The organism is Campylobacter concisus, assembly GCF_902460575.1.
GTDB lineage: Bacteria > Campylobacterota > Campylobacteria > Campylobacterales > Campylobacteraceae > Campylobacter_A > Campylobacter_A concisus_AW.
In genome coordinates this window covers 760,403-785,026 of the sequence record NZ_CABPUY010000001.1, presented here as the reverse complement: position 1 = coordinate 785,026, position 24,624 = coordinate 760,403, and the positions used below count along the sequence as shown (strand labels likewise).

The following is a 24,624-nucleotide window of genomic DNA, read 5'->3' as shown; positions in this document are numbered from 1 at the left end:
CGAGCTATCTTTTGATAGCTCGCTTGTTTTTATTAAAATAAACTACTTTAACTCGCCCCAGTTTTTGGCGATATTTAGCGATGTTTTAAGTGGCACGTTTAGCGTGTAAATTTCCTCCATCGTCTTTTGTGTCGTTTCTCCGAATTCCTGCGCAAACTCGTCTTTTACTTCAAAGATCAGCTCGTCATGTATCTGAAGCAACATTTTTGCGTTCTCATCTAAATTTGCTCTAACTTTTACCATCGCCATCTTAACTAGATCTGCCGCTGAGCCTTGAAAGACCGTATTTACCGCCTCGCGCTCAAACATAGCTATTTGCATAGGTGTGGCACTTTTAAAGTCAAAGTAGCGCTTTCTGCCAAGCAGTGTCTGTACAAAGCCGTCGTTTTTGGCTGAAATTTTTATGCTCTCTAAAAACTCTTTGATCGTCGCAAACGCCTTAAAATAGCGCTCTATATACTCTTTTGCCTCGGCTCTTGTGATATTTACTTGATTTGCTAGTTTGCTTGAGCCCATGCCGTAAATGAGGCCAAAATTTATACTCTTTGCCACGGCTCTATTTTGCCCATCACTGCTACCAAATATACTAATAGCCGTCCTTGCGTGGATATCCTCATCATTTTTAAACGCCTCAAGAAGCGCAGGATCACGGCTAAAGTGAGCTAGTAGCCTAAGCTCGATCTGGCTGTAGTCAAGCCCCACAAAACTATACCCCGCGCGCGCCTCAAAACACTCTCTGACATCCTTTGCAAGGCTGCCACGAGCTGGGATGTTTTGCAAATTTGGATTTTTACTTGAAAGCCTGCCAGTGCTTGTGCCAGTTTGCAAAAAGCTCGTGTAAATTCTAGAGCCCTCGTCCTTTTTCGCAAGCGCTAAAAGTGGCTCGCAGTAGGTGCTTTGCAGTTTATATAGCTCTCTGTAAGCCAAAATTTTTTCAATCACCGGATGAGCGTCTATGAGCTCAGCTAGCACGCTCTCATCGGTGCTATATCCTGTTTTTGTCTTCTTTTTGGTTGGAAGCTTTAGATGCTCAAAAAGTATGACGCCAAGCTGTTTTACTGAGTTTATGTTGAAATTTTCGCCACTTAACTCGTAAATTTCACTTGTTAGCGCCTTTAGTTTGGTGTCGTTTTCAAGGATAAGCTTTTGCATCTTAGCTTCATTTATCTTGATGCCGTTTTGCTCCATGTCAAAAAGCGTTAGGATAAAAGGAAACTCGTGCGTGTCGGCAAGGGCGAGTAAATTTTTATCAAGCGTGCTTTGAAAGGTTTTATAAAATTTAAGCGTTATCCAAGCGTCCTCGCTAGCGTATTTAGCGGCATTTTCTAGTGGGACATCGCCAAAAGTTTGCCCCTTTTTGACCACATCTTCAAATTTGATCGTGTCATAGTCATAGAGCCTCTTTGCCAGCGCGTCCATGCCAACGCTCGAGTTTGGATCGCTAAGCCACGCAAGTATCATCGTATCTTTAAAATTTGCGGGCGGATTTAGCCCAAGGTTGTTTTTTACTATCTCAAAGTCGTATTTTAAATTTTGTCCGATCACGCAGCCTTTGTAAATTTGTCCTACCGCCCAAGTGGCAAATTTTAGGTCTATTTGCTTTGGCGCGCCTAGGTAGTTGTGAGCTACTGGCAAGTAGTAGGCGTCCTCGTCGTTAAAGCAAAAGCTAAAACCAACGATCTTTGCGCTCTTGCTATCAACGCCCGTGGTCTCGGTGTCAAAGGCGACGATGGTCTCTGGTGTGATGTCGGCAAGCAGTTTCTCAACACTCGCTTCATCAAGTAGTAAATTTGCTCTAAAGCCAAGCTTAAATTCAGTATTTTCCTCTTTTTGTAAGCTCTTAAGAAGCCTGTTTAGATCGTACTCTTTTAAAATTTCTGAGATGTTTATCAGAGGATTTTGCTCTGGAAATTTAGAGTGCTCAATATCAAGTGAAGTGATGGCGTCATCAAAGAGCGTGGCTAGCTTTTTGCTCAAAAACGCCTCGTCTCTTGCGTCTGCTAGCATATTTTTGGTGCGCTCGTTTCTAACAAGGGCTAAATTTTCATAAATTCCCTCTAGACTGCCATACTCGGCTAAAAGCTTCTTAGCTCCCACTGCACCGATGCCTTTGACGCCTGGGATGTTGTCTGAGCTGTCTCCTGCAATCGCTAAAAAGTCCCTCACCTGAGCTGGATATACGCCATATTTTTCAAAGCAGCTAGCGCTATCGTGGTCGATCTTGCTTTGTGGGCTGTAGATGCTCACTTTGCCGTCCTCTATGAGCTGATAAAGGTCTTTATCATGCGTGACTATTCGCACAAATATATCTTTATCTTTGCAAATTTTAACCGCACTTGCGATGATATCATCAGCCTCGTAGCCCTCGCGGCTAAGGCTGTAAAGTCCCATTTTTTCTATCATATCTATACAAACTGGCAGCTGCTCTTTTAGCTGAGCTGGTGGCTCGCTCCTGTTTGCCTTGTACTCGCCCAAAATTTCATGGCGCAGGGTCTTGCCCTTGCTATCAAGTGCGAAGATGAGGTAGTCGCTTTGGTACTCGTCTTTTAGGCTCGCTATGAAATTTGCAAAGCCACTTATCATGCCACTTGGTTTGCCCTCTCTGTTTTTAAGCCCGCTCATAGCGTAGTAAAGCCTAAAAAAGAAGCCAAAAGTATCAATAATCGTAAGTGTTTTCATTCTCTATCCTTTTGCGCCATTTTATGAAATTTAGGCAAAAATTTGGCTGATTTTCTAAATTTATGATGTGGCAAGAAAAAAATAACATTTTGAATACAAAACAAATTTTAATCATTTAAAAGATATAATCTCGCCTAAAATTCAAACTAAATAATAGATAAATTTAAGGTAAAAAATGTTTATAGATAGCGTGAAATTAACCATAAGCTCAGGCCACGGTGGAGCTGGTGCAGTAAGCTTTCGCCGCGAAAAGCACGTCATTTTAGGCGGTCCAGACGGCGGTGACGGCGGTGACGGCGGAGATGTCTATTTTGTCTGCGATAACAACACCCACACACTGGCAAACTACAAGGGCAAAAGGGCGATGAGAGCGAGCGACGGCGAGGCTGGCATGGGCAGACGCATGACTGGCAAAAAGGGCGAGAGCTTGGAGCTCATCGTGCCACCAGGAACGGCGGTCTATGACGTACAGACAAACGAGCTACTTTGCGACATGGTAGAAGAGGGGCAAAGGACGCTATTTTTAAAAGGTGGCAAGGGCGGACTTGGAAATTTCCACTTTAAAAACTCTATCAACCAAGCCCCAGAATACGCTCAAAAGGGCATGCCAGAAGAGAGCGTAGAGGTCAGGCTCGAGCTAAAGCTAATAGCTGACGTGGGTCTTGTTGGCTTTCCAAATGTTGGCAAATCAACCCTTATATCAGCCGTCTCAAATGCCAAACCACAGATCGCAAACTACGAATTTACGACACTTACGCCAAAGCTCGGACTTGTCGAGGTCGATCAGTTTAGCGGCTTTGTCATGGCTGACATCCCTGGTATCATCGAGGGAGCGAGCGACGGACGCGGCCTTGGCGTGCAGTTTTTAAAGCACATCGAGAGAAATAAAATTTTGCTTTTTATGATAGATAGTGCGAACTACAGAAGCATGAGCGAGCAGTTTAGCGTGTTAAAAGAAGAAGTCGCTAAATTTTCAAGTGTGCTTGCTGGCAGGGACTACGCTATCGCGATCACCAGAGTCGATGCGGCTGAAAATTTAGATGAAAATATAAAAGAATTTATGAAAAGTATAAATTTAGAGCCAAATCAAGATGGTAAATTTGTCTATAAGCAAGACCTATACAGCTTTGACGCCAAAAAGCCATACTTTGTTTTGCGGGTCTCATCAGCGACAAATGAGAACATCGACGAGCTTAAATTTGCACTACTTGAGCTACTAAAAAAGGAGCTTTGAGTTGCGACTTTTTGGCACTTTGAGCATAGAAATTTAAGAAGATAAAATGAAGAAAGTTTTTTGCATTATGCTATTTTGCCTTGGTGCATATAGCTGTGATCCAGCGGATCCAGTATATATGTTTTTAGATTTTAATGACATAGATCGTGACGGCACGCTAAATTTAGATGAGTGGAGGGCATGCAAAACGCCATCTATGCTAAAAGTAGCACCAGATCTATGCACTGGGCAGGAATTTAAGAGGCTTGATACAAACCGCAACGGCAAAATTAGCATTGATGAGCTAAGAAGTTTAGTCTTTCAAAAGATTAGCTGGCAGAAAGATCCATGCGCCTCTTGGCCGCCAAGCAGGCAAAACGCAGATCAAAATAAAAGTCGTTGAAATTTAAAGGAAAGTGATGAATGTAGTTTTTATGGGGACACCTGATTATGCCGTTAGGATACTTAGGCACCTAAAAGAAGCTGGCTTTAATATAAAAGCGGTCTTTACCCAGCCTGATAAGCCAGTTGGCAGAAAGCAAATTTTAACCCCAAGCGAGGTCAAAATTTACGCGCAAAATGAGCTAGTAGGCGTGCCAGTCTTTACGCCAAATACGCTAAAAGATGAGGCGGTGGTTGCCGAGATAAAGGCATTTGAACCTGATTTTATCGTCGTGGCAGCTTATGGCAAAATTTTACCCCAAAGCGTTTTAGATGTGGCGACTTGTATAAATTTACACGCTTCGATCTTGCCAAAATATAGAGGCGCAAGCCCCATTCAAAGCGCGATCCTAGCAGGCGAGAAGCAAACTGGCGTCACAGCTATGCTAATGGATGCTGGGCTTGATACTGGCGATATGCTGGACTTCATCTACACGCCTTGCGAGACGAAGATGTCAAGCGAGCTTTTTAGTGAGCTAGGCGAGCTTGGCGGTGAGCTAATCGTAAAAGTGCTTAAAAATTTTGAAAATTTAAAGCCACAAAAGCAAGATGACGCACAAGCTACGCACTGCAAAAAGATAAGTAAGAGCGACGGGCTTTTTAGCTTTGATGAAGAGGCAGGTCAAATTTATAATAAATTTCGTGCGCTCACACCTTGGCCAGGGCTTTATCTGGCAAGTGGGCTAAAAATTTTATCGCTTGAGCTAAGCGACAAAAGTGGCAAAAGTGGAGAAATTTTAAGCGTAGAAAAGGATCACGTCGTGGTAGCTTGCAAGTGTGGGGCGGTCAAAATTTATGAGCTTCAGGAGCCAAGCAAAAAGCCAACAAACGCAAAAGCATATATAAATGGTAAGCGCCTTAGCGTTGGTGATGAATTAAAATAAATTTAAAGGAACGGTTATGAAAAATGCGTTAAGTATAGCAGGGGTTGATCCAAGCGGCGGAGCTGGAGTTTTGGCTGATATAAAGGTCTTTATAGCACACGGCGTATATGCGATGGGAGCGATCACAGCGGTCACTGCTCAAAATACAAAAGGCATCTTTGGCATGCAACTAGTTGAGCCAAAGCTCATTGAGGATCAGATAAGAGCGATATTTGATGATATAAGAGTTGATGTGATAAAAATAGGCGTCGTCCCAAGCGTTGAGATCATCAAAAGCGTCGCAAAAACGTTAAGAGAGATCAAAAATTTACCACCAGTCGTGCTTGATCCTGTTATGAGCTGTAAAAATGGCGACATATGGCTAGAGGGCGCTGCAAAAGACGCGATCGTAGATGAGCTTTTCCCACTTGCAAGCGTAATCACGCCAAATATCTTTGAAGCGCGCGAAATTTTAAAGCGTGAGCTAAAGGGCGAGAGCGAGCTCAAAGAGGCTTGCAAAGATCTTTTGAAATTTGGCACAAAGAGCGTCTATCTAAAGTGTGGCGAGATAGAAGGCAAGTCGCTTGATATATTTTATGATGGCAGCGAGTATGAAATCTTTAGCGATGAGCGCATAAAAACGACTGCGACTCACGGCTCAGGCTGCTCGTTATCAAGCGCGATCGCTTCAAATTTAGCAAATGGCCATAGTTTAAAAGAAAGCGTGAAAAATGCGCATGATTATATCTTTAACGCTATCAAAAACGCGGTCATCATCGGTGGCGGACAAAATCCAGTAAATCACTTCTATAAATTTAAGGTGTGATTTGAAGGTTGAGTTTATCCAAAGTCTGCCTTCGACGCAGGAATTTTTGATAGACGCCCTAAAAAACGGCGAGATAAAGCCCCCGTACATGGTCGTGGCGTATAATCAAACTAAAGGGGTCGGCAGCCGTGGCAACAGCTGGGAGGGGCTTGGCGGAAATTTATTTATGTCATTTTGCATAGGCGAAGATGAGCTGCCAAGTGACATACCTCCGCCATCGATCTCGATATATTTTTCTATGTTGATGCGTGAGGTCTTGAGCGAACTTGGCTCAAAGTGCTGGCTAAAATGGCCAAATGATTTTTACGTGGACGAGCGTAAAATAGGCGGTACTTTGACAAATAAAGTGGATGAAATTTACATTTGTGGCATGGGGATAAATTTAGCTAGTGCGCCTGAAAATGCGGGCATTTTAGACATAAAAGCTAGCGTAGATGAGCTAGTTTGGGGCTTTGTTGGTATGCTTGATAAAAAGATTTTATGGAAGCCAATTTTTAGCAAATTTAGGATAGACTTTTGCAAGTCAAAAAGTTTTATTACGCATATTGCAAATAGAGCTGTTTCGCTTCAGGATGCTGAAATTTGCGAGGATGGAGCGATATTATTAAACGGGGAAAAGGTATATTCGTTAAGATGAGCGAGATAATAACAATAGCTAACCAAAAAGGCGGCGTTGGCAAGACCACAACAGCCGTAAATTTAGCCGCATCACTGGCGGTTGCTGAGAAAAAAGTATTATTAATAGACATCGATCCACAGGCAAATGCGACGACCGGACTTGGTTTTAGTAGAAGCGATTATGAGTTTAACATCTATCACGTCTTAACAGATAGGAAAAAGCTCTCACAAATCGTACTAAAAACTGAGATCCCAACGCTTTTTTTAGCTCCGTCAAACATCGGACTTGTCGGCATCGAGCAAGAATTTAACGACCAAAGCAAGGACTATAAACTAATCCTTAAAAACAAAATTTCAGAAGTTGTAGACGACTATGATTTTATCATCATCGATAGTCCCCCAGCACTTGGCAGCATCACGATAAATGCTCTTAGTGCAAGCGATAGTGTGATCATCCCTATCCAGTGCGAATTTTACGCACTTGAGGGATTGGCGCAGATCCTAAACACAGTTAAGATCATCAAAAAAACGATAAATCCAAAGCTAAATATAAAGGGCTTTTTACCGACAATGTTTAGCTCGCAAAACAATCTCTCAAAAGAGACCATTGCAAATTTAAAGCAGCATTTTGAAAATAAGCTCTTTAAGAGTAAGGACGGAAAAGACGAATTTGTAGTCGTTCCAAGAAACGTAAAACTTGCTGAAAGCCCAAGTTTTGGCAAGCCGGTGATACTTTATGATATAAAATCACCAGGCTCGATCGCGTATCAAAATTTGGCATATTGCATTTTAAACTAAAAAATAAGGAAAAAAATGGCGAAAAAAGGTGGATTAGGGCGCGGACTTAGCGCGATACTTGAAGATGTAGAGCAGGCCTACAGCAAAGAGATCGCAAATTTAAACGATTCTGAGATAGTCGAAGAGATAAATATAGATGAAATTTTACCAAACCCTTACCAGCCAAGGACGCATTTTGACGAAGAGGCTTTAAAAGAGCTAAGTGCTAGCATCAAAAGGCACGGACTAATACAACCAATAATCGTCATCAAAAAAGATGATGGCTATATGCTAATAGCTGGTGAGCGTAGATACCGTGCCACAAAGATGCTTGGAGCAAGCAAGATAAAGGCGATCATCGCTGATATCAAGTCTCAAAATTTAAGAGAGCTTGCGCTTATCGAAAACATACAACGTGAAAATTTAAATCCAATCGAACTTGCAAAGTCATATAAAGAGCTCATAAATGAGTATAAGATCACACAAGATGGCTTAGCAAACATCATCCATAAGAGCAGAACCCAGATAACAAATACAATGAGACTCTTGCTACTTAGCGACTACACGCAAAGACTTTTGCAAGAAGACAAGCTCACGCAAGGCCATGCTAAAGTCATCGTGGGGCTTAGCAGTGAAGAAGAAAGAATGGTTGTTGATACGATCATCGGACAAAAACTAAGTGTTAGAGATACAGAAATCTTAGTAAAAAAGATAAAAAATAAAGAAGAAGTAAAAGAGCCAAAGCCTCAAATTTCAGAAGAAATGAGCAAAAAATTATCAAATTTACAAGAAATTTTTAAAAATTTAAAGATAAAAACAAAAGTAAAATCTAAAAATTTAATATTAGAATTTAGCGATATTTCACAGGTAGAAGAATTTATCGCTAAGCTAAAATAGAATTACAAATTTATTTTTATTTTTAGTATTTTATTGTAAAATCAGACTTTGATTTGAATATTAAATAAAACTTAATAACAAAATAAGGAGAGTGGATGTTAGAAATAGATGTGCCATTGATGCTTTTAACGGCTATCGTTCTCTTTGTCTTGATCGCCATTTTAAATCCTTTGCTATACAAGCCAATGCTTAAATTTATAGATGACAGAAATGCCTCTATAAAAAATGACGAAGAGAGCACTAGCAAAAATGCAAGCGACTTAAGCGTTCATGAAAAAGAGATCGAAGAGATCATACAAAATGCAAGATCTGAGGCTAACAAAATAAGACAAGAGGCCTTAAATTTGGCAAAAGAAGAGTCTTTAAAAGAGATAAATGCGGTAAAAAGTAGTTTAGAGGCTGATTATAATGAGTTTTTAAACGCTTTAAGCTCTCAAAAAGATAGCCTAAAGGCAGATCTATCAGCTAAACTACCTGAGCTTAGAGCAGCTTTAAACGCTAAGCTCTCTAAAATTTAAAGGAAATTTATGAAGATAAAAATTTTATTTTTTCTAGCACTTCCATTTCTAGCATACGCTAGCGAGCATGGTGGAACAAACTACGACATAGTCGAGAGAACGCTAAACTTCTTACTTTTCTTTGCTATTTTGGTCTATTTTGCTGCTAAGCCACTAAAGGCTCTTTATCAAAGCAGGATCGATAGGATCGCAAATAAGCTTGAGAGTATCCAAGAGAAGCTTCGTGAGTCAAAAGCTAAAAAAGATGACGTTTTAAAGCGTGTAGAAGAGGCTAAGCAAAATGCAAATGCTCTAATCGAAACTGCGAAAAAAGAGGCTGTAAATTTAGCTGCTAAAGTTAAAAAAGAGGCTCAAAACGATATCGCAAATATCGAAAAAGGCTACAAAGAGCAAAAAGAATTTGAAGAGCGCAAGATGACAAAAGGCGTTGTAAATGAAATTTTGAGCGACATTTTCTCAAGTGATAGCCTAAAAGTCGATCAAAAAGAACTTGTAAATATCATACTTAAAAAGGTTAGCTAATGAATGAAGTAGTAGCTAAAAAATACGTAAAGGCAATCTTAAGCGACGTAAAGTCTAATGAACTTAATGCATTTGTTGAAAATTTATCAGAGCTAGCTGCTGCTTTTGCTAGCGATAAATTTAAAAGCATTATAAGTTTGCCGACATTAAAGGCTCCACAAAAGGTTGAATTTGTACTATCTTTGGTTAAAAATCAAGATGCTAAATTTGCAAATTTTATAAAGCTTCTTGGTGCAAACAAAAGACTAGAGCTTATACCTGCGATACTAGATGAGATGAAGATAGAGCAATCTTTGCTTGAAAATACATATCGCGGCGAGGTTGTTGGAAATTTTGATCTAAGCGCTGAGCAGCTAAAAGCTTTGGAAGAGAATTTCTCTAAGAAATTTAACTCTAAGATCAAGCTTGATGGCTCAAAGAGCGATTACAACGGTGTAAAAGTTGAGTTAGATGATTTAGGTGTCGAGGTAAATTTCTCTATCGACAGACTAAAAAGTCAAATGAGTGAATATATATTAAAAGCAATTTAAAAAGGAGTGAAAGCGTGAGTGCAAAAATTAAAGCTGACGAAATTAGCACGATAATCAAAGAGCGTATTGAAAATTTTGATTTAAGTGTTGATGTAGAAGAGACCGGTAAAGTCATCTCAGTCGCTGATGGCGTTGCTAACGTTTATGGTTTGAAAAACGTTATGGCTGGTGAGATGGTTGAATTTGAAAGCGGCGAAAAGGGTATGGCTCTTAACCTTGAAGAGAGCAGTGTTGGTATAGTTATCCTTGGAAAAACTAGCGGCATTACAGAAGGAAGCTCTGTAAAAAGACTTAAAAAACTTCTACGTGTGCCAGTTGGCGACGCATTGATCGGCCGTGTTGTAAATTCACTCGGTGAGCCAATCGACGCAAAAGGACCAATCGAAGCTACTGAATCTCGCTTCGTCGAAGAAAAAGCAAAAGGTATCATGGCTAGAAAAAGCGTTCATGAGCCACTTCAAACAGGTATCAAAGCTATCGACGCACTTGTGCCAATCGGTAGAGGTCAAAGAGAGTTAATCATCGGCGACCGCCAAACTGGTAAAACAACAGTTGCTATCGATACTATCATCAACCAAAAAGGTCAAGATGTCATTTGTATCTATGTAGCTATCGGTCAAAAACAATCAACCGTTGCTCAAGTCGTTAAAAAACTTGAAGAATATGGCGCTATGGACTACACGATAGTTGTAAATGCTGGTGCTAGTGACGCAGCTGCGCTTCAATACCTTGCACCATACGCTGGCGTAACAATGGGCGAATACTTTAGAGATAACTCTCGCCACGCGCTAATCATCTATGATGACTTGTCAAAACACGCGGTTGCTTACCGTGAGATGTCTTTGATTTTAAGAAGACCACCAGGTCGTGAAGCTTACCCAGGTGACGTTTTTTACCTTCACTCAAGACTTCTAGAAAGAGCAAGTAAGCTAAATGACGCGCTAGGTGCTGGATCTTTAACAGCTCTGCCTATTATCGAGACTCAAGCAGGCGATGTTTCAGCTTATATTCCAACAAACGTTATTTCTATTACAGATGGTCAAATTTTCCTTGAAAGTGACCTATTTAACTCAGGTATCCGCCCAGCGATCAACGTTGGTCTTTCTGTATCTCGTGTTGGTGGTGCGGCTCAGATCAAAGCTATCAAACAAGTTTCTGGTACACTAAGACTAGACCTTGCTCAATACCGCGAGCTACAAGCGTTTGCTCAATTTGCAAGCGACCTTGACGAGAGCTCAAGAAAACAACTAGAGCGTGGTCAAAAGATGGTTGAAGTACTAAAGCAACCTCCATATTCTCCGCTTCCAGTTGAGAATCAAGTAGTTATCATATTTGCTGGCGCTAAGGGTTATCTAGATGACGTTGCAACTGCAAATGTAACAAAATTTGAAGCTGAGCTATATCCATATATCGAGGCAAAATACCCTGAAATTTTTGAGCAAATCAGAACTAAAAAAGTTCTTGATAAAGAAGTAGAAGAAATTTTACATAAAGCGTTGAAAGATTTTAAAGCGACTTTTGCCGCTAACTAGGGCTAAGATATGTCAAATTTAAAAGATATAAAACGAAAGATCAAGAGCGTCCAGAACACTCAAAAGACGACGCGTGCGATGAAGCTTGTCTCAACAGCAAAGCTTCGCAAAGCTGAAGAGGCTGCACGCTACTCTAGAGTTTACGCACTTAAGATCAATGAGGTTTTATCGGAGATAGCTTATAAGATCAATCAATACGCTTCAGTTATGACTGAGAGTAAATTTTTCAACACAACAAAGAGTGTAGAAAAGGTTGATATTATATTTGTTACCGCTGATAAAGGGCTTTGCGGTGGCTTTAATGTCCAGACTATAAAGACAGTTAGGCGCATGATCGATGAGCTAAAAGCCAAAAAGATCAAAGTTAGACTAAGAGCTGTTGGTAAAAAAGGCATAGAATTTTTCAATTTTCAAGGCGTTGAACTACTTGAGACTTATGTCGGAGCTAGCTCTTCTCCTACTTATGAAAAAGCTCAAAAGATCATAAAAGACGCCATTGATGACTTTATGAACGGCACAACAGACAAAGTCGTGCTAGTACACAATGGCTATAAAAATATGATTTCTCAAGAGATTAGAGTAAATGATATTGTGCCTATTGAGCCGTCTAAGATAGTTGCGGTTGAGACAAATTCTTTGATGGAATTTGAGCCAGAAGACAACTATACTAAGATTATGGACGAATTGCTCAATAAATATTTTGAGTATAGTATGTATTATGCTTTAGTTGACTCTTTGGCGGCTGAGCACAGTGCTAGAATGCAAGCTATGGATAATGCAACAAACAATGCAAAACAACGCGTCAAACAGTTAAATCTTGCTTACAATAAAGCAAGACAAGAGTCTATTACCACTGAACTTATCGAGATCATCAGTGGTGTTGAATCAATGAAATAAAAGGAGTATGAATGAAGGGTGTTATTAGTCAAGTTATGGGCCCTGTGGTCGATGTTGACTTTAATGACTACTTGCCGAAGATCAATGAAGCTATCGAAGTTTTCTTTGAGGTTGAGGGCAAGAAACATAAACTAATATTAGAAGTTGCTGCTCACCTAGGTGATAATAGAGTTAGAACGATCGCTATGGATATGAGTGAAGGTTTAACTCGTGGCTTAGAGGCTAAAGCGCTTGGAGCACCTATAAGTGTGCCAGTTGGCGAAAAAGTTTTGGGTAGAATTTTTAACGTAGTTGGTGATTTGATCGACGAGGGCGAGGGTATAAATTTTGATAAACACTGGTCTATCCACCGCGATCCTCCTCCATTTGAAGAGCAAAGCACGAAGAGTGAAATTTTCGAAACTGGTATCAAGGTAGTTGATCTCCTAGCTCCTTATGCAAAGGGTGGTAAAGTTGGTCTATTTGGTGGTGCTGGTGTTGGTAAAACAGTTATTATTATGGAGCTTATCCACAACGTTGCGTTTAAACATAGCGGTTATTCTGTATTTGCAGGCGTTGGTGAGAGAACTCGTGAAGGAAACGACCTTTATCACGAAATGAAAGAAAGTAACGTTTTGGATAAAGTTGCCTTGTGCTATGGCCAAATGAACGAGCCACCAGGAGCAAGAAACCGTATCGCGCTAACTGGTCTTACAATGGCTGAGTACTTCCGTGATGAGATGGGGCTTGACGTTTTGATGTTTATCGATAACATCTTCCGTTTCTCTCAATCAGGTGCAGAGATGTCAGCTCTACTTGGACGTATCCCGTCAGCTGTTGGTTATCAGCCAACTCTTGCAAGTGAGATGGGTAAATTCCAAGAGAGGATCACATCAACCAAAAAAGGTTCGATTACCTCTGTTCAAGCTGTTTATGTTCCAGCTGACGACCTTACAGACCCGGCTCCTGCGACTGTTTTTGCTCACCTTGATGCTACGACAGTTCTTAACAGATCGATCGCAGAAAAAGGTATCTATCCAGCTGTTGATCCACTTGATTCAACATCAAGAATGCTCGATCCTCAAATTTTAGGAGCAGATCACTATAAGGTAGCTCGCGGCGTTCAAGCTGTGCTTCAAAAATATAAAGACCTTCAAGATATCATCGCTATCCTTGGTATGGACGAGCTTAGCGAAGAAGATAAGCTAACAGTCGATAGAGCAAGAAAGATAGAAAGATTCTTGTCTCAACCATTCTTCGTTGCTGAAGTATTTACAGGTAGCCCTGGCAAATACGTAAGTCTTGACGAAAATATCGCTGGCTTTAAGGGAATTTTAGCAGGTAAATATGATCATCTACCAGAAGCAGCATTTTATATGGTTGGAAATATAGATGAGGCTTTAGCTAAAGCTGAAAAACTTAAGGCTTAAATTTAAAAAGGAAGCGTAATGGATAAATTACATTTAGAGATCGTAACTCCTCAAGGTCAGATATTTAATGATGACGTGAGTAGTGTAGTGCTTCCAGGTAGCGAGGGTGAGTTTGGTGTTTTGCCAAACCACGCCTCATTAATATCTCTTTTAAAAGCAGGTATTATAGATATAGAAGATAAGCATAAAAAGCATGATGTAGTTGCTATTAACTGGGGCTATGCAAAGATCGATGAGGGCAAAGTAGTTATATTAGCTGACGGTGCGGTCTATGTCTCTGGCAACAGCGAAAGTGAGCTTGCAAATTCATTAGAAGCTGCTAGAAATTTGATAGAGAGTATGAGCAGTGATACAAATGCTTTTGCAGCAACTATATCAAAAATGGAAAATGTAGTGAGAGCAAGATAAGTGGGCGGAATAGATATATTTTTAAATTATATTCAAAGAAGTAGTTTTATTACAATTATAGTTTTAACTTGGTTGTCAATATATTTTATAGTTAGTTTTACAATTCTTTTTTCAAGAATGGCTGGCATAGGGGCTTGGCAAAAACGCGAGCAAAATGCGCTTGAAGCACTACTTATGGGCGCTAAAAATATACCAAATGACTCATCTTTAAAGAAGTGTGCAAGTGGTAGAATTTCAAAAGAAAAGCTAAATGTTTGCATAAGCATTGCCGAAAAAAATGCTACAAGTGGGCTTACATGGCTTAGCGTAATAGCTTCTACTTCTCCATTTATCGGTCTTTTTGGAACAGTCGTATCTATCTTGGAGACATTTTCACAGCTAGGAAATGGTGCAGGCTCATCTCTTGGAGTTATAGCCCCAGCTATCTCTGAAGCGCTTGTCGCTACCGGATGCGGAATTTTTGTTGCCATACCAGCATATACATTTAACTTGCTTATAAAAAGAAAAGCTTATGAACTAATGAGCGTTATCGAGCGTCAAGCTGACGTTATGATAGCACTTAAAAAAGATGACGAGACGTTATAGATGGCTCTTAAATTTGACGACGAAACACCAGAGTTAAACATAACGCCTCTTGTTGATATCATGCTTGTTTTGTTGGCTATTTTAATGGTTACAATGCCAACTATAACATATCAAGAAGATATAACATTGCCAGATGGCTCAAAGGCAAAGACATCTACGTCTAAACAAAAAGATCTTATAGTTTCTATAAATGCACAAGGACAAGTTAGGATAGATCAAAGTACAATGAGCCTTGCTGAACTTCCAGATAATATTGCACTAATGAGTGCAAAATATGACAAAACCTCGCCTATATACATAAAGGCTGATAAAAATTTAAAATACGATGATGTTATGTTTGTATTAAAGACTTTAAAAGGTGCTGGTTTTAATAAAGTAGCTTTAGAGACAAACGGTTAAGATGCCTAATAAAGTTAAATTTCCAACGCTTAGTTCGTTTTTTGTAGCGTTTTGCATTTACATTATCATTGTGCTTGCTTTGTTTATAAAGCTTACTTTTTTTAGCGAACCTCCTAAAAAATATACTGATGACAAAGATGCTATTATGGACGTAGTTATGGTTGATAGAGAAGTTGATCAAACCATAAAAGCGCCAAAACAAGCAAAAGAGGTTGTAAAAGAGACAAAACCAGAACCTAAAAAAGAGTCAGAAGAAGATAAACAAGAGACTACAAATAAACCTGTTGTGCCAGATGAGCCATTACCAACCCCAAGCTTACCAACTCCTCCAAAAGAAGAGCCAAAGCCTGAGCCTAAAAAACCAGAGCCAAAGCCTGAAATCCCAAAACCTAGTGAAGAGCCTAAAGAGGATGTCAAGCCAGAGCCAAAACCTGAGCCTAAACCTACGCCAAAGCCAGTTGAAAAGCCAAAACCAAAAGAGCCAAATATAAAAGATCTCTTTAGCGACATAGATTCGACTAAGCTTAAAAAAGACGATGGTATAAAAAAGGCTGAAAATAAAGTGCAAAGCCGCAAAAAAAGCGAGGCTTCTAGCTCAAAAGCTGCAAAAGAGGCTAGCGACATCATCAAGAGCCTAAAGATAGATCAAAACCCAACAGCTCCAAAGTCACAAATGACCGGCACTTATGATCCATTGATGGGAGCCATAACAAAACAAATTCAAAGAAGATGGCAAAGCTATAAAGCCGACTCTGCAAACCTTGCCAAAGTAAAAGTTATGATAGATCAAAGTGGAAATTTTAGCTATGAAATTTTAGAACTATCATATAATGAAGAGTTTAATGCAAAGGTAAAAGAGTGTCTGGAAAAGCTTACTGCAGAGAAATTTCCATTTAATCCAGACAAAAGTACTACTTTTAATTTAAATTTAGAAGATAAAATAAACTAAAATTTATAAATTTACGGAGTAGAGATGAAGAAAATTTTTCTTTTTTTGTGCGTTGCTCTAGGGCTTTATGCTGCTGATGCAACGATATCTGTTATCAACCAAGGTGTTGCTTTGCCAAAGATAGCTTTGCAAGATGCAACTACAGCTGTTAGTGATGCAGGCTTTAAAGATAAATTCTTTAAGATCATGCTAGGCGACTTGAAAGTTAGCTCAGACTTTGAGGTTATAGAAGATCACGTGCCTTCAACTTACGAGGGAACAGCAGCTACAAATACAATGAGCGACAAAGGTGTTGAGCTTATCTTTAGATATGCTCTTGAAGGTTCTATGGGCTCACCTCTTACTTTAAGAGTAAAACTCATCGATGCAAAGACTGCAACTACAAGGTATGAGAGAGTTTATACTATGCCAGATGGCGCAAAGTATCCGTTTTTGGCACACAAAAGTATAGTTGAGCTAACAAATGAGCTAAATTTACCACCAGTTGGCTGGATGGAGAAATTTATCATCCTAGCAAAATACACTTCGGCTCGCCAAAGCTCTATTATAGTGGCTGACTATACACTTACATATCAAAAGACAATAGTAAGTGGCGGTCTAAACATTTTCCCTAAATGGGCAGGCGCTGATCAGAGTAAATTTTACTATACATCTTATGTAAATAACAGACCAACTTTGTTTAGATATGACCTAAATTCAGGCACAAAAACAAAGATAATAGATAGTATGGGTATGCTTATAGCATCTGATGTTAGTAAAGATGGAAGTAAAATTCTATTAACTATGGCTCCAAAAGACCAACCAGATATTTTCATCTATAATACAGGTAGCAAAAAATTAACTCAGATAACAAACTATCCAGGTATTGATGTAAATGGAAATTTCGTAGATAATGACAGCAGAATAGTTTTTGTCTCAGATAGACTTGGATATCCAAATATCTTCGCAACACCTGCAACTTCAGGCGGAAGTGTTGAGCAAATGGTATTTCATGGTAAAAACAACAACTCAGTAAGCACTTTTGAAAACTATGTAGTTTATTCAAGTAGAGAGGCTAGTGGTGGCTTTAATATCTATCTGATCTCAACTCAAACAGATTTTATCCGTCAGCTTACAGCAAATGGTAAAAATAACTATCCAAGATTTTCAAGTGACGGTCAAAGTGTTGTTTTTATCAAAGAACTTGGCGGTCAAAGCTCGCTTGGCGTTGTTAGATTAAATGAAAACAGAAGTTTCCAATTTCCACTAAAAGTAGGTAAAATTCAATCTATTGATTGGTAATATTCTGGTAATATTTAAAAAAAATATGTTATAATTCGACCAAATTTTTCAAAAAGGATAAGGAATGAAAAAAGTAGTTCTAGCAAGTGTTGCAGTTGCAACTTTATTGTTGAGCGGTTGTAGCTCTAAAAACCCTGAAGTTGATATGAATGCAAATTCAAATCAATCTGCAGATAACTCAGGTAGTATGAGTGATGCTGATAGATTAGCAGCTCTTATCGCTAATATCGAGAGCCAAGTTAAAAGTGTATACTTTGACTTTGATAAATTTAATATCAAAGCTGACCAACAAGGTGTTGTTAGCTCAAATGCATCAGTATTTAACCAAGCTGACGCTCAAGCTCTTTCTATAAAAGTAGAAGGTAACTGCGACGAGTGGGGTACAGATGAGTATAACTATGCTCTTGGTCTAAAACGTGCTAAAAGTGCTAAAGACGCTCTTGTAAGAAATGGCGTTAGCGCTGATAGAATCGCTGTAGTAAGCTTTGGCGAAAGCAACCCAGTTTGTACAGACAAAACAAAAGCTTGCGACGCTCAAAACAGACGTGCAGATTTCAAAGTACTTCCTTAATCTGTTGTAAGTAATAATGAATAAAAAAATAATCATTGCGGCTCTTCTTGGAGCCGCTTTCTCTATAGGTTCAGCTCAAGAAGTTTCAGCATTTGACGCAGGTAATATGGATAGCGCAAATCCATACGGACTAACAGATGATGAAAAGGCAACTCTAAGCAACAAAAGAAGCGTTCAAAATATTGAAGAAAACATGGATAATGTTTCAGAACAACTTCAAGGTTTGCAAAGCTTGATCGAGAGCATGAGTGCTAGGATGAACAAGCTTGAGCAAAGAATGAACGATATCGAAACCAAAGTCAATGGTGGTATAAGCGATTCTGGTGTAAGTTTGACATCATTAAAAGCTTATGTTGATGAGACTAGAGATATACAAGATAAAAACTATAAAAATATTACTGCTGCCTTAAATAAATTAGGTGCGATAATGGATAAAAATGCTGCTCAACCAAAGCAAAATGCAAATCCAAAACAACAAAATAAGCCAACTTCAAATTTTAGTGGCAAAAGCGACAAGGACATTTTAGCTGATGGCATTAAGCTTTTAAATTCTGGCAATAGCACAGAAGCAGCTGAATATTTTGAATACTTAAACAAAAAAGGCTATAAAACTGGTGCTTCAAATTATTATCTAGGTGAAGTTGCTTATAGTCAAAAATCATACAGCACAGCCATACAATACTATAAAAAAAGTATACAAAGTGAAGATAAAGCTGACTACACTCCAAAACTTTTGTATCACACAGCTATAAGCTTTGATAAGATCGGTGATACTCAAAGTGCCAACAGGTTTTATAAGGCTTTAAAAGTAGGCTATCCAGATAGCAAAGAAGCCAAAGCCGCTCCTAACAGAAACTAAAATTTACTCTTTTTTAGATATAATCTCACATTAATCAAAATTAAATTCCAAGGAGATTATTGTGAGTAAAGATCAAGTTATAACAATGTTTTATGAGCTAAAAGACGCTAATACTGGCGAAATTTTAGAGTCAAATATGCAAGAAGGTGGTCAAATTTCTTTTATTACAGGACATGGCCATATTATAGAAAAGCTTGAAGAAGAAGTTAGCAAATTAAAATCAGGCGACAAGGCTACTATAAACATTAAAGCTGCTGAGGGTTGTGGCGAATACAATAAAGATGCAATCCAGTCACTTCCAAAAGAGCAATTTGCTGGTATAGACCTACATGAAGGTATGGAGCTTTTTGGTCAAAATGAAGATGGCTCAAGCGTTCGTGTCATCGTTAAAGAGATCAAAGATGACGAAGTAACAGTTGATTTTAACCACCCATACGCTGGCAAAGACTTGCTATTTAATGTTGAAATTTTAGAAGTTAGAGACGCAACTGAAGATGAAAAAGCAACTGGCATGGTAGCAGGCGCTCACACTTGCGGTTGTGGAGGACATGATCATGATCACGAGCACGAGTGCTGCGGTGGTCACGGACATGGCGAAGGTGGTTGCGGTTGCGGTGGTCACGGACATCACCATCACTAAGAAGCCAAAATGAAGAAATTTGCTTTTATTTTTGCGGGTCAAGGCTCGCAAAGTGTTGGCATGGGGAAAGACTTTTATGAAAATTTCTCTTCGGCAAAACTTCTATTAAATGACGCTTGCAACGACACAGGCATTGACTTTGAAGAGCTTTTATTTACTCAAAATGACAAGCTAGATAAGACAGAATTTACTCAGCCTGCCATCGTTTTAAACTCGCTTATGAGCTATCTAGCTTTTAGCGAGCGCATAAAAGCTAAGCCAGAGTTTAGCTTAGGTCACTCGCTAGGAGAATTTACAGCCCTTGCGGTTAGTGGTGCGTTTAGCTTTGTTGAAGCGATTAGACTTGTAAATTTACGTGGTAAATTTATGCAAGAGGCCTGCATTGGCAAAGATGCTGGCATGATGGTGGTGCTTGGACTTAGCGATGAAGTTGTTGAGGGGATTTGCAAAAACGCACAGAATGAGGGCCTACAAATTTACGCTGCGAACTACAACTGTGATGGTCAGATAGTTGTAGCTGGCGTGAGGGCTGACCTTGCTAAATATGAGGCAAAATTTAAAGAAGCAGGTGCAAAAAGAGCGATGCTTTTAAATATGTCAGTAGCGAGCCACTGCCCGATACTTGAGCCAGCTAGTGTTAAACTAGCAAACGAGCTTGAGAGCATTTTGGCTGCGAATTTTGCCCCAGTCGTTTCAAACGTAAATGCAAAAATTTACACTGATAAAAACGAAGCGCTAGTGCTTTTAAAAGAGCAGCTAACGCATCCAGTTCGCTATAAACAAAGCATCAAAAACTACGAAAACGAGGTTGATTGCTTTATCGAGCTAGGTGCTGCGACACTTAAAGGCATAAACAAAAAGATCACTGAAAAACCAACATACAGCGTCACTGACATGGCGAGCCTTGAAGAGGTTGTGAAGATTTTGGAGGAGAGATGATAGCGATACTTGGAGCGATGCAAGAGGAGATAACGCCGATCCTTGAGATGGTTGGCGAGTATAAAACTACCGAATATGCAAATAATAAATTTTACGAGGCAAACTACAAAGGCAAAGACCTAGTCATCGCCTACTCGAAGATCGGCAAGGTAAATGCGGCGATCACTGCGACCTTGATGATAGAGAAATTTAAGGCTTCAAAACTGCTTTTTACAGGTGTTGCTGGCTCACTTGATGAGAGCTTAAAGATAGGCGATATGCTATATGCCACTAGCCTTGTGCAGCACGACCTTGACATCACGGCGTTTGGTCATCCATACGGCTTTGTGCCAGGGACAAGCATCTTTGTAAAAAGCGATGAAGGTCTAAATGAGCTAGCTAAAAATGTCGCTAGTAAAAAGGGCATGAGCCTAAATTCAGGTATCATCGCAACTGGCGATCAGTTCATCTGCGATAACGAGAAAAAAGAGTGGATCAAAAAGATATTTAACGCGAGTGCTACCGAGATGGAGGGAGCGAGCGTTGCGCTAGTTTGCGAGACGCTTGGCGTGCCGTTTTTTATACTTAGAGCCATCAGCGACGGAGCTGGCAATGAGGCTGAGTTTGACTTTGATAAATTTTTACAAGACTCAGCAAACGTCAGCGCTAAATTTATCCTAGAAATGGTGGAGAGCTTATGATAGAGCTTAGCAAAAGGCTGCTTAGGCAGGTTGGCCAAACAAACGCTAGATATAAGATGATAGAGGGCGGAGATAAGATATTGCTCGGTCTTAGCGGCGGCAAAGACAGCCTTGCACTCGCTCACGTGCTAAAGCACATCCAAAACGTCACACCTGAGAAATTTGACTTTAAGGCAGTGACGCTAAGCTACGGCATGGGCGAAGACTACGCATATCTTACCAAGCACTGCAACGAGCATGGCATAGAGCACGAGGTGATCGATAGCTCGATATTTGAGATATCAAAGGAGAAGATACGCAAAAATTCTAGCTTTTGCAGCTTTTTCTCGCGCATGAGAAGGGGTTATCTCTACACCTATGCGCTAAAGCACGGCTTTAACAAGCTCGCGATCGCTCATCACTTAGACGATGCAGCCGAGAGCTTTTTTATGAATTTTACATACAATGGCGCGCTTAGAACGCTTGCTCCAAAATACAAAGCAAAAAACGGCATCGTCGTGATCAGACCATTTATCTTTGTGCGTGAGAGACAGCTTCGCGAAAATGCGATCAAAAATGAGCTAAGAGTTGTTGGCGATGAGGCATGTCCTGCGATGAGATTTGACGTGAAGATGCCACACGCTAGATATGAGACCAAGCAGCTTCTAGCAAATTTAGAGAAAGAAAATCCAAAGCTCTTTACATCGCTTAAAGCAGCATTTGAAAACATCCACACAGATACATTTTTTGGTATCAACGAAGGCAGTGAAGAGTAAATTTAACTCTTCATTTTTGCCCTTAAAGATAAATTTAAAACCAAATTTCTTACAACCGCCCAAAAGTCACAACTCATTTTAAAGCTGGAACGACCCTTGCTTACTAAATATAAATTTGATAAGCAAGGATGAAAAATGAGCATTTTTAGTGTTAGCACGCAAAAGTATAGCTCAGTAGCTACTGAGGCAAAAGCAAGGAAACTTCAAAAAGAACAGTCTGAAAGTGTCAAATTTCAAAACGCTCTTGCAAATAATGAAAAAACAAAAGACATTGCACAAAATTTGACACGCTTCTCCTAAATAAACCCAACAAATATAAACCAAAACCAGAGTTTGTTTTCTAGAAAAAGTATAGGAAAAAAGTATAGGAAATGGTAGGTAAGCTTATATATACTATTTTATCACAAAAGTAAATATATAATTAATAATAATTTAAGTTTAAGAAAGACAAAATATCGTCTATATAGTTTGCATTAAGGAGGTAAAAAAATGAAAAGAATTTTAGTTTTACTTGTAGTTTTATTTTCTATTGGATTTTCCAAAGATCTTACTGAATTGGGAGACGAAGCTTACGATAAAGGTGACTACCAAAAAGCAGCCCAGCTTTATCAAAAAGCTTGTGATAGTGGAGAGACTATGGGTTGCTTTAACTTAGGGATTTTATACCGAAACGGCAAAGGTGTAAGGCAAGATTACCAAAAAGCAGCCCAACTTTATCAAAAAGCACAAAAAGCTTGTGATGAGGGAGATGCTGCGGATTGTAATAAATTAGCGTTTTTATACGAAGTCGGTTACGATGTAGGGCAAGATTACCAAAAAGCAGCCCAGCTTTATCAAAAAGCTTGTGATGGGGGAGATGTTAAGGGTTGCTTTAACTTAGGGATTTTATACAGAGACGGTTACGGTGTAAAACAAGATTACCAAAAAGCTGCTGAGCTACTTCAAAAAGCTTGTGATAGTGGAGAGACTATGGGTTGCATTGGCTTAGCGGTTTTATACAAAAACGGTAAAGGTATATGGCAAAATTTTTCCACTGCAAAAGAATACTATGGCAAGGCTTGTGATTTAGGACTTCAGTCCGGATGTGATGATTACAGAAAGCTAAATGAAAAAGGCTATTAAAAGTTAATTAGCATGAGATGTTCTTTACCGTTGTTAGACAATTACGAGACGCTTTTAAAAGAAGAATGGAATCCGATCTAGGTGGTTGGTAAAAAATTTAAGTAGCCTACAAATTTTATTGTAGGCCATTACTTTTCAAAGGAATTGAAAATGATCACTAGCATAAACGGACTTAGCAACACATCGATACAAGAAACCACTATCCAAAAAGAAAATATACCTAAAGATACCAAAGATGATGAAAAGGCCAAAATAGAAGCTTTATGGTATAGTCCAGTTGGAAAGAGCATAAAAGAGATTATTGACATAGACGAAAATGAAGATAATTGGGTTGCAAAAACGATAAGCAAAATAGATAATATGCTTTCTAAGCGTTACAATACCGAACAAGATCGCAACGCCATGTCGATGAAACAGCCAAAAACTTTAGAAGAAGCAAAAGATCAAGTCCTTATAATGTATTCTGATATATTAAAGGAAAACTCTGTTGATGGCAAGCCAACCATTATGGGCAAACTAATAGGTCTTGGCACAAAAGAAGAGGAGGCTGACCTAAGAGCATTTATGGACAGCATGTCTTCTCTTTACCCAAATGAAAACAAGGAGTCGCTTAGCCTTTTAAGTAGAACTGATCTAAGCATAGATGAATTTAAAACATTATTTGCCAAAGCAAGAGAGAAAGCAACAAAAGATGTCGAAGAACAAAGAAAGCAAATAATCAAAGAAGAGCAAGAATACAATGCAAATTTTGCCAAAGAGCAAAGTGAGAAGAAATTTAAACCTATGCAGGTTAAAAAGAAGTATGAGACCTATGATATAAACAAGGATCAGAAATTTCTCTATGCAAGAGAGCTTTTAAATTTCAAAGAAAAAAGAGGCGTAGATGTCTTGGAGCTTATGCAAAAGATAGATAAGAAGCAAATTTTAAATAAGATGGTTTGATAATAAAGCAGAGCTAGGATCATCCTCTACCTTGCTATGGGATGACTTAGTGGCGGCTTGCGCTAAATACAAAGATAAATTTAAACCTTTTTATCGACAACCTTTTTGCCATTTTCTTCAAGCTTTTGCATGATACGAAGCACATCGATACCTCGTTCTCTCTCAAGTTCTTGAAGCTTGAGTAAAAACGAAAATTTCTCATCCTTAGTAATGTCATAAGTTTCAGTGTTTTTGCTTTCAGCTTGGATAGGAGTAAATTTTTTCTCTTTTGTATTGTCATTGTCTTCTTCAACGCTCTCTATATCCTGAAGACCTTTTTCATTCATCTCTTTTAGTATATTGACAGCATTTTTAGTATCTTCGCCAGATAAAGTTATATCAAACCGCTCTTTTAGTGCATATTTAGCCCACTCCTCTTTAAACTCATCAACGCTCATATCGCTATCAAGCAGATCAACAGTCCTTGAGTTTTGCATAAATAGCAGCTGGCGATTGCCACGATATTCATTTAAAAATTCATTTACAGTGTATGGGGTATCTCTTAAAATTTTTGGCTTATCATTGTCTGGTTTTGCTTGCTGACCTTGTATGTATTCAACAAACAAACCCTTGCTTTCATTTATGAAATTTTTAAGATCTGACAACTGCTCGCTTGTAAAATCAGGATCATAGCCTCTAAGCTTTCCTATGATAGTGACTTTTGCTTCATCACCTTTTGTAAAGCCAGATAGCGGATATATGTGCCTATCATAAGCCGCAGCTTGAGCTTTTC

At 39.2% G+C, this 24,624-nt stretch carries 29 protein-coding genes; 27 read left to right on the top strand and 2 right to left on the bottom strand.

Translation table 11 applies throughout. The features are described from left to right. Positions 1-42: 42 nt before the first annotated feature. Positions 43-2,679, bottom strand: a complete 2,637-nt coding sequence (polA, locus tag F3G76_RS03935) for a DNA polymerase I (RefSeq protein ID WP_149705974.1) — start codon at positions 2,677-2,679, stop codon at positions 43-45. 175 nt (positions 2,680-2,854) lie between these two features. Between polA and obgE the strand changes: the two genes are divergently transcribed. From obgE to F3G76_RS03800, 27 genes are all read left to right on the top strand, one after another. After that, entirely contained in the window at positions 2,855-3,913 is a 1,059-nt protein-coding gene (gene obgE / locus F3G76_RS03930) for a GTPase ObgE (RefSeq protein WP_149705973.1), read from the top strand. A 46-nt stretch (positions 3,914-3,959) separates the two neighbouring features. Next, on the top strand, positions 3,960-4,295 hold the full coding sequence (locus F3G76_RS03925; protein WP_149705972.1) for an EF-hand domain-containing protein: 336 nt from the start codon (positions 3,960-3,962) through the stop codon (positions 4,293-4,295). A gap of 16 nt (positions 4,296-4,311) precedes the next feature. After that, positions 4,312-5,217, top strand: a complete 906-nt coding sequence (fmt, locus tag F3G76_RS03920) for a methionyl-tRNA formyltransferase (protein ID WP_149705971.1) — start codon at positions 4,312-4,314, stop codon at positions 5,215-5,217. Positions 5,218-5,233: 16 nt separating this feature from the next. Beyond that, the gene (gene thiD, locus F3G76_RS03915) at positions 5,234-6,022 is read left to right on the top strand and encodes a bifunctional hydroxymethylpyrimidine kinase/phosphomethylpyrimidine kinase (RefSeq protein ID WP_149705970.1); all 789 of its coding nucleotides are present in this window, start codon (positions 5,234-5,236) and stop codon (positions 6,020-6,022) included. A 1-nt stretch (position 6,023) separates the two neighbouring features. Next, positions 6,024-6,659: a biotin--[acetyl-CoA-carboxylase] ligase gene (locus F3G76_RS03910; protein ID WP_149705969.1), complete on the top strand. Its 636-nt coding sequence runs from the start codon at positions 6,024-6,026 to the stop codon at positions 6,657-6,659. After that, positions 6,656-7,438: a ParA family protein gene (locus F3G76_RS03905; RefSeq protein WP_012001330.1), complete on the top strand. Its 783-nt coding sequence runs from the start codon at positions 6,656-6,658 to the stop codon at positions 7,436-7,438. The genes F3G76_RS03910 and F3G76_RS03905 overlap by 4 nt, the downstream gene beginning before the upstream one ends. A 15-nt stretch (positions 7,439-7,453) precedes the next feature. Then, positions 7,454-8,314, top strand: coding sequence for a ParB/RepB/Spo0J family partition protein (locus tag F3G76_RS03900; RefSeq protein ID WP_009294347.1), 861 nt, complete (start codon positions 7,454-7,456; stop codon positions 8,312-8,314). Between the two features lie 95 nt (positions 8,315-8,409). Further along, positions 8,410-8,832, top strand: a complete 423-nt coding sequence (locus F3G76_RS03895) for a FoF1 ATP synthase subunit B' (RefSeq protein ID WP_009294346.1) — start codon at positions 8,410-8,412, stop codon at positions 8,830-8,832. 9 nt (positions 8,833-8,841) lie between these two features. Continuing rightward, the gene (locus F3G76_RS03890) at positions 8,842-9,354 is read left to right on the top strand and encodes a F0F1 ATP synthase subunit B (RefSeq protein ID WP_012001332.1); all 513 of its coding nucleotides are present in this window, start codon (positions 8,842-8,844) and stop codon (positions 9,352-9,354) included. Further along, the gene (locus F3G76_RS03885; protein WP_149705968.1) at positions 9,354-9,884 is read left to right on the top strand and encodes a F0F1 ATP synthase subunit delta; all 531 of its coding nucleotides are present in this window, start codon (positions 9,354-9,356) and stop codon (positions 9,882-9,884) included. Before F3G76_RS03890 ends, F3G76_RS03885 begins: the two co-directional genes overlap by 1 nt. Positions 9,885-9,898: 14 nt before the next feature. Then, positions 9,899-11,416 carry a F0F1 ATP synthase subunit alpha gene (gene atpA, locus F3G76_RS03880; RefSeq protein WP_009294343.1) on the top strand — a complete coding sequence of 506 codons (1,518 nt, stop codon included), beginning with the start codon at positions 9,899-9,901 and terminating at the stop codon, positions 11,414-11,416. A 9-nt stretch (positions 11,417-11,425) separates the two neighbouring features. Then, positions 11,426-12,313, top strand: a complete 888-nt coding sequence (gene atpG, locus F3G76_RS03875) for an ATP synthase F1 subunit gamma (RefSeq protein ID WP_149705967.1) — start codon at positions 11,426-11,428, stop codon at positions 12,311-12,313. An 11-nt stretch (positions 12,314-12,324) separates the two neighbouring features. Continuing rightward, positions 12,325-13,722: a F0F1 ATP synthase subunit beta gene (gene atpD / locus F3G76_RS03870; protein WP_107930720.1), complete on the top strand. Its 1,398-nt coding sequence runs from the start codon at positions 12,325-12,327 to the stop codon at positions 13,720-13,722. Positions 13,723-13,740: 18 nt separating this feature from the next. Continuing rightward, positions 13,741-14,130 (top strand): ATP synthase F1 subunit epsilon, encoded by a 390-nt coding sequence (gene atpC, locus F3G76_RS03865; protein ID WP_002939398.1) that lies wholly within the window; start codon positions 13,741-13,743, stop codon positions 14,128-14,130. Then, positions 14,131-14,715, top strand: coding sequence for a MotA/TolQ/ExbB proton channel family protein (locus F3G76_RS03860; RefSeq protein ID WP_009294341.1), 585 nt, complete (start codon positions 14,131-14,133; stop codon positions 14,713-14,715). Continuing rightward, positions 14,716-15,114, top strand: a complete 399-nt coding sequence (locus F3G76_RS03855; RefSeq protein ID WP_002939405.1) for a biopolymer transporter ExbD — start codon at positions 14,716-14,718, stop codon at positions 15,112-15,114. A gap of 1 nt (position 15,115) precedes the next feature. Beyond that, positions 15,116-16,063: a TonB C-terminal domain-containing protein gene (locus tag F3G76_RS03850; RefSeq protein WP_012001335.1), complete on the top strand. Its 948-nt coding sequence runs from the start codon at positions 15,116-15,118 to the stop codon at positions 16,061-16,063. Between the two features lie 24 nt (positions 16,064-16,087). Beyond that, the gene (gene tolB / locus F3G76_RS03845) at positions 16,088-17,344 is read left to right on the top strand and encodes a Tol-Pal system protein TolB (RefSeq protein WP_149705966.1); all 1,257 of its coding nucleotides are present in this window, start codon (positions 16,088-16,090) and stop codon (positions 17,342-17,344) included. Between the two features lie 64 nt (positions 17,345-17,408). Next, complete coding sequence (locus F3G76_RS03840) at positions 17,409-17,915, top strand: OmpA family protein (RefSeq protein WP_002939415.1); 507 nt, start codon at positions 17,409-17,411, stop codon at positions 17,913-17,915. Positions 17,916-17,931: 16 nt separating this feature from the next. Continuing rightward, positions 17,932-18,774: a tetratricopeptide repeat protein gene (locus F3G76_RS03835; RefSeq protein ID WP_002939416.1), complete on the top strand. Its 843-nt coding sequence runs from the start codon at positions 17,932-17,934 to the stop codon at positions 18,772-18,774. Positions 18,775-18,829: 55 nt separating this feature from the next. After that, positions 18,830-19,414 carry an FKBP-type peptidyl-prolyl cis-trans isomerase gene (locus F3G76_RS03830; protein WP_223154902.1) on the top strand — a complete coding sequence of 195 codons (585 nt, stop codon included), beginning with the start codon at positions 18,830-18,832 and terminating at the stop codon, positions 19,412-19,414. A 9-nt stretch (positions 19,415-19,423) separates the two neighbouring features. Beyond that, a complete protein-coding gene (gene fabD / locus F3G76_RS03825; RefSeq protein WP_149705965.1) occupies positions 19,424-20,353 on the top strand; it encodes an ACP S-malonyltransferase in 930 nt (309 codons plus the stop codon). Continuing rightward, positions 20,350-21,033, top strand: coding sequence for a 5'-methylthioadenosine/adenosylhomocysteine nucleosidase (locus F3G76_RS03820; protein WP_021084954.1), 684 nt, complete (start codon positions 20,350-20,352; stop codon positions 21,031-21,033). Before fabD ends, F3G76_RS03820 begins: the two co-directional genes overlap by 4 nt. Then, on the top strand, positions 21,030-21,788 hold the full coding sequence (locus tag F3G76_RS03815; protein WP_149705964.1) for a tRNA 2-thiocytidine biosynthesis TtcA family protein: 759 nt from the start codon (positions 21,030-21,032) through the stop codon (positions 21,786-21,788). The genes F3G76_RS03820 and F3G76_RS03815 overlap by 4 nt, the downstream gene beginning before the upstream one ends. A 135-nt stretch (positions 21,789-21,923) precedes the next feature. Beyond that, complete coding sequence (locus F3G76_RS03810; RefSeq protein WP_188116302.1) at positions 21,924-22,088, top strand: hypothetical protein; 165 nt, start codon at positions 21,924-21,926, stop codon at positions 22,086-22,088. A gap of 189 nt (positions 22,089-22,277) precedes the next feature. Beyond that, on the top strand, positions 22,278-22,910 hold the full coding sequence (locus tag F3G76_RS03805; RefSeq protein ID WP_103598693.1) for a tetratricopeptide repeat protein: 633 nt from the start codon (positions 22,278-22,280) through the stop codon (positions 22,908-22,910). 150 nt (positions 22,911-23,060) lie between these two features. After that, positions 23,061-23,852: a Cj0814-related protein gene (locus F3G76_RS03800; protein WP_149705963.1), complete on the top strand. Its 792-nt coding sequence runs from the start codon at positions 23,061-23,063 to the stop codon at positions 23,850-23,852. An 80-nt stretch (positions 23,853-23,932) separates the two neighbouring features. Here the strand turns inward: F3G76_RS03800 and F3G76_RS03795 are convergent. Next, positions 23,933-24,624 (bottom strand): Cj0814-related protein (locus F3G76_RS03795; protein WP_149706002.1); only part of this gene is annotated, 692 nt, incomplete at its 5' end.